This window comes from Kitasatospora sp. NPDC001132, from assembly GCF_053598415.1.
The window spans coordinates 341170-347194 of the sequence record NZ_JBSFKF010000006.1 but is presented as its reverse complement, the minus strand read 5'-3'; the positions used below and the strand labels follow the sequence as shown (position 1 = coordinate 347194).

General features: G+C 72.7%; 3 protein-coding genes and 1 pseudogene. All 4 read left to right on the top strand.

Annotation, left to right across the window (positions count from 1 at the left end; genetic code table 11):
- Nucleotides 1-186 precede the first annotated feature (186 nt).
- Nucleotides 187-1533: an NtaA/DmoA family FMN-dependent monooxygenase gene (locus ACWDBE_RS11590; protein WP_449807837.1), complete on the top strand. Its 1347-nt coding sequence runs from the start codon at nucleotides 187-189 to the stop codon at nucleotides 1531-1533.
- Nucleotides 1534-1858: 325 nt separating this feature from the next.
- Nucleotides 1859-2776: a polyphosphate kinase 2 family protein gene (locus ACWDBE_RS11585; RefSeq protein ID WP_449807836.1), complete on the top strand. Its 918-nt coding sequence runs from the start codon at nucleotides 1859-1861 to the stop codon at nucleotides 2774-2776.
- Nucleotides 2777-2877: 101 nt separating this feature from the next.
- Nucleotides 2878-5619: a cation-translocating P-type ATPase gene (locus ACWDBE_RS11580; protein ID WP_449791672.1), complete on the top strand. Its 2742-nt coding sequence runs from the start codon at nucleotides 2878-2880 to the stop codon at nucleotides 5617-5619.
- A 185-nt stretch (nucleotides 5620-5804) separates the two neighbouring features.
- Nucleotides 5805-5976 (top strand): annotated as a pseudogene (locus ACWDBE_RS11575) (STAS domain-containing protein); the annotation flags it as partial.
- Between the last annotated feature and the right edge of the window lie 49 nt (nucleotides 5977-6025).

Below are 6025 nucleotides of genomic sequence, written 5' to 3'. Positions count from 1 at the left end.
CCGGGGCGGGCCCCGCCCCCCCGCGGCCCGGCCGTCGGCCGTTGCCGGTGCCCGGGCGACGGGCGCCGGCGTCCGCCGCGGCTCGCGCGGCCACCGCCTGCTCGACGACCCCACCGCTCCCGTAGCACCCTGACGGGATCCTGCAGTTCCCGTCCCCCGCACCACTCGGTCAACGGAGAGCACCCCATGCGCACCCTCAGGCTCGGCCTGTTCGACAACGCCCAGACCAACGCGAGCGGCACCGCCACCTGGCGTCACCCCGACAGCCGCCGGCACCTGTTCGACACCCTCGGGTACTGGCGCGGGATCGCGCGGCTGTGCGAGGACGCCAAGCTCGACTTCCTCTTCCTGGCCGACGCCTGGGGCTGGTCGGAGATCGACGGGGTGCGCCCGCCGATCGCCACCGAGGAGGCCCTCGACCTGCCGCGCCTGGACCCGTTCGTGATCGCCTCGGCGCTGCTGGCGAGCACCACCGACCTGGGCCTGGTGGTGACCGGCTCGGTGCTGGTGGAGCCGCCGTACGCGTTCGCCCGCCGGCTGGCCACCCTGGACCAGCTGTCCGGCGGCCGGATCGGCTGGAACATCGTCACCACCGGCACCGCCGACACCGCGGTCAAGGCCTTCGGCATGGACATGGTGGCGCACGACGACCGGTACCGGATGGCCGAGGACTTCCTCGACCTGGTCTACAAGTACTGGGAGGGCGCCTGGGAACCCGACGCCCTGGAGAAGGACAAGGCCGGCCGCTTCGCCGACCCGGCCAAGGTGCACCCGGTCGAGCACGAGGGCCCGTACTTCCGCTCGCACGGCTACGGCAACACCGCCCGCTCCCCGCAGGGCACCCCGGTGCTGTTCCAGGCCGGCGCCTCCCCGGCCGGGCGGCGGGTCGGCGGGCGGCACGGGGAGTGCATGTTCGTCGGCAGCGGCTCGGTGGAGCAGCTCGCCGGGCACACCGCGGCGATCCGCGAGGAGGCCGTACGGGCGGGCCGGCGCGCCGACGAGGTCAAGGTGATGTCGGCGTTCTCCTGCGTGCTCGGCGCCACCACCGCCGACGCCGAACGTCGCTGGCAGCGCGTCCTGGACGCCCAGCGCCCGGAGGTCGCCGTCGCCAGCTACGCCATGTTCACCGGCCTCGACCTGTCCTCGTACCCGCCGGACACCCCGATGTCCGAGCTGTCCACCGAGCTGTCGCGGACCCAGGTCGCCCGGTTCGCGGACCGGACCGTCGGTGACGTGCTCGCCGACTGGCACACCCACGGCGTCGGCGCCCGCCCGGTGGTCGGCACCGCCGAGGACATTGCCGACGAGATCTGCGCCCTGGCGGAGGGCGCCGACCTGGACGGCTTCCTGCTCTCGCCGACCGTGCAGCCCGCCTCCACCACGGAGTTCGTCGAGTCGGTGCTGCCGCTCCTGCGCGCCCGCGGTGTCTTCCGCGGCGAGTACACCGAGGGCGAGTCGCTGCGCGAGCGGCTGACCGGCGCGTCCGACCGGGCGCTGCCAGCCAGTCACCCGGCCGCGCGGCACCGGCACTGATGGCTGACGGTCAGAGAGCGGCATGGACCAATGCGGCCGTCAACCCGCCCCCGGCGGATCGGCCGGAACCCGGCCGTGCGCCGCCGGCAGTGGCCGCCGGGAGTGGTCGACGGCGGGGCTGCCACGGCGTCTCCCCGGAAGGACACCGCCGGATTGACACCGCCGTCAGGGGGCCACAGCGTGGCAGGTAGCACTTCTCCCGCCCTGGTCGGCCCCGGTTCCGCCGTGTCGACGACACAGAGACCGACACCGACACCGACGCGGACGGGGACGGCACGACGGGCCTCGTGGCGCCCGCCGGACCCGAGAGGAACCGGTACGGACGATGTCGGACGGAAAGACGGCCAGGCGCATCGCGAAGTTCATCAAGCCCTTGCGGGTGAAGCCGGGTTCGCGGGTGGACCTCGTGGAGGACTTCGACCCCCGGTACAAGGCGGGCATGCGCAAGCGTGACGGCGTCGAGCTGCTGCGCACCGGCGTGTCGCTGCTCTCGGAGTACCAGGCACGGCTGGCGGCCCAGGACACCTACGGGGTGCTGCTCTGCCTCCAGGCACTCGACGCCGGCGGGAAGGACGGCACGATCCGTCACGTCATGAGCGGGGTGAACCCGCAGGGCGTGCACGTGAGCAGCTTCAAGGTGCCCTCCACGGAGGAGCTCGACCACGACTTCCTGTGGCGGTACGCCCAGCGGCTCCCGGCGCGCGGGGACATCGGGATCTTCAACCGGTCGCACTACGAGGAGGTCCTCGTGGTGCGGGTCCACCCGGAGAACCTCGACCGGCAGAGGCTGCCGCAGGACGCGAAGGGCCCGGGCATCTGGCACCGCCGCTACCGGGAGATCAACGACTGGGAGCGCTACCTCACCGACAACGGGTTCAAGGTGGTGAAGATCTTCCTGAACGTCTCCAAGGAGGAGCAGCGCCGCCGCTTCCTGGCGCGGATCGACCTGCCCGAGAAGAACTGGAAGTTCTCCGAGGCGGACATCCGCGAGCGCGAGTACTGGGACGCCTACCAGGAGGCGTTCTCCGACATGCTGTCGGCCACGAGCACGCCGTGGGCCCCCTGGTACGTCGTGCCGGCCGACCGCAAGTGGTTCGCGCGCATCTGCGCGGCGGCGGTGCTCGCGCACACGCTGATCGGGATCGATCCGCAGTTCCCCACGCTCGACGAGCAGGCCCGGAAGGGACTGAACGCGGCCAAGCGCCGGCTGGAGGCGGAGGCCCCCGGGGACGCCCGCGGGTGAGTCGTACGCGCGGACCCCGGTATCCCCGGCCCCCGGCCCCCGGCATCCCCGGCCCCCGGCATCTCCGGACCTTGCCGTTCCCGGACCTTGAGGAGTGAAGAATGGCGGATCAGGCTGGGCCGTCCGGCCCGCAGGAGTCCCCGGCCCCCTGGTACGCGCGGCCGCCCCGGGAGGTCGCGGCCACGCTCGGGGTGGACCCGGCGGCCGGGCTCACCGCCGCCCGGGCGGCCGAACTGCTCGCCGCCGACGGGCCGAACGCGCTGCCCGAGGAGAAGACGCGGCCGGACTGGCTGCGCTTCCTCGACCAGTACCGCAGCTACATGCAGATCATCCTGCTGGCGGCGGCGGTGGTCTCGTTGGCGATCAAGGAGTGGACCACCGGCGTCCTGCTGATCGTCCTGACGCTGTTCAACGCGGTGATCGGCCTGCGGCAGGAGGGCAAGGCCGAGAGCGCGATGAACGCGCTGAGGTCGATGATGAAGGCCACCGCGCGGGTGCGGCGGGATGGCGCGGAGGCGGAGATCCCGGCCGAGCAGCTGGTCGTGGGCGACGTGGTGCTCGTCAGGGCGGGCGACGAGGTCCCGGCGGACGGAAGGATCGTCGAGGCCAGCGCGCTGCAGATCGACGAGTCGGCGCTGACCGGCGAGAGCGTCCCCGCCGCCAAGGACGCCGGCACCCTGCCGGCCGACCCGCTGGGGCCGGGCGACCAGACCAACATGGCGTTCATGAACACGCCGGTCACCCACGGCAGCGGGCTGCTCGTCATCACCGCGACGGGCGCCGGCACCGAACTGGGCAAGATCTCCGGGATGCTGTCGGCGACCGAGAAGGAGCAGTCGCCGCTCACCAGGCAACTCGACACGCTGACGCTGTGGATCGCGGCGGCGGCCGGTCTGACCATGGTCGTGATGTTCGCGCTCGGCCGCAGCCGCGACCAGGCGTGGGACGCCCTCTTCGTCAGCGCGGTCTCGCTGGCCATCGCGGCCATCCCGGAGGCGCTGCCGACGGTCAGCCAGGTCATCCTCTCCGTCGGCAGCCTCAACCTGGCCAAGCGCAACGCGATCGTGAAGGAGCTGCCGTCCGTCGAGACCCTCGGCTTCACCTCGGCCATCAACTCCGACAAGACCGGCACCCTGACGATGAACCAGATGACGGTCGTGGAGGTGCTCAGCCCCACCGACCGCTACACCGTCTCCGGCACCGGCTACCGCCTCGACGGGCGGATCCACCACGCGGCGGGCTCCGCCCCGAGCATCGAGGAAGCCGTGCTGCCCTACCTGGTCGCCAACGACGCGAAACTGGTCGAGGGCGAGGTCGTCGGCGACCCGACCGAGGGCGCCCTGCTCGTCCTCTGCCACAAGGCCGGGCTGGACATCGAGGGCACCCGGGAGCGCTTCCCCCGGCTCGCCACGCTGCCGTTCGACCCGAGCTACAAGCTGATGGCCAGCTTCAACGAGGCGAAGGACGCGGACGGCCGGGCGGTGGTGCGGTGCTTCGTGAAGGGCGCGGCCCCCGCGGTCACGGCCCGCGCCTCCTCGGCCGTCTCGGACGGCGTGGTCGTCCCCTGGGACGCGGACCTCGGCGGACGCGCCCTGGCGCAGACCGAGCGGATGGGCGGCGAGGGGCTGCGGGTGATGGCCGGGGCCGTCCGCGACCTGGAACCGGCGGACTTCGACCCGGACGGCGACCTGCTGGCGCACGTCCGGGACCTGCGGATGACCAGCCTGGTGGCCATGGTCGACCCGCCGCGCGAGGAGTCCCGGGCCGCGGTCGCCAGCGCGCAGGCCGCCCACATCCGGGTCCGGATGGTGACCGGCGACGACGTCACCACCGGCGCGGCCATCGCCCGCAAACTCGGCATCGAGGGGGAGGCCGTCCTCGGCGCCGACTTCGCCGCCCTGCCGGAGCGCGAGCGACTGGCCCGGATCGACGGCATCGGCGTCGTCGGCCGGGTCGCGCCCGAGCACAAGGTGCTGCTCGCGGCCACGCTCAAACAGAAGGGCGACGTGGTCGCGATGACCGGCGACGGCGTCAACGACGCGCCGGCGATCAAGGCCGCCGACATCGGCATCGCCATGGGCAGCGGCACCGACGCGGCGAAGAACGCGAGCCGCATGGTCCTCGCCGACGACAACTTCGCCACCATCGTCCACGCCGTGGCGGAGGGCCGGAAGCTCTACGACAACCTCACCAAGTACATCCGGTTCGTCCTGGTGCTGCTGGTGACGTTCGTGTTGACCTTCCTAGGCGCCACGATCCTGAACATCGCCGCGGGCGAGCCGTTCACCCCGGCGCAGGTCCTGTGGGTCCACTTCGTGGTCAACGCCCCGTTCGGCTTCGCCCTGGGCTTCGACCAGGAGAGCCCCGGCCTGATGCGGCGCACCCCGCGCCCGCGCGGCGAGACGGTGCTGACCAGGCCCGTGATGGTCACCGTCGGACTCGCCGGGCTGGCGATCACGGTCGCCCTGCTCGGACTGATCAAGCTGGGCGAGGCGCGCTACCACAGCGCGCACGTCGGCAACTCGATCGCGTTCACGGCCTTCGCGCTCTGTCTGATCGTGGCGGCCTACGAGTGCCGCAGCGAGCGCGCCACCGCGCTGAGCGTCCGCACCTTCGACAGCAGGCAGATGAACCGGGCGGCCCTGGGCGAGTTCGTCCTGGCGGTGCTGGTCACCCAGATGGACGCCTTCCACCACGTCCTCGGGACCACCGACATCGACGCCCGGCAGTTCGGCTGGGCCCTGCTGGCCGCCGTCGCCCTCCTGCTGCTGTGGGAACTGGGCAAGTTCGCGGCCCGCAGAACGCCGGCCGCCCGCGCCGCGGCGCCCGACCCCCGGCCGTGACGGTGCTCCGGAGCCCCTGACGAGACATGGCTGCCCCGCCCCGCGCTGCCGGACCTGAACGAGCTGAACCGGCTGCTGCTGCCCGCGCTGGGCATCCTGCTGGTCGGCCACACCGACTTCATCCTCACCGCGCGCGCCTTCGAGAAGCCCGGGCAGGAGCGGCGGCTGGACGCCAACCAGGAACTGGCCTGGTGCCGGGCGTGGCCGGGATGCACGACGTCGACGACTACCCCGAGGCCCGGGCCGTCCCCGGCCTGCTCGTCTACCGCTACGACTCCCCGCTGTTCTTCGCCAACGCGGAGGACCTCCACCGGCGGGGCGCTCGCCGCCCTGGCCGAACAGCCGGAGCCGGTACGGTGCCCCGCACCGCGCCGAGGCAACCGCCACCGGCGCACCGTCGGGAAGC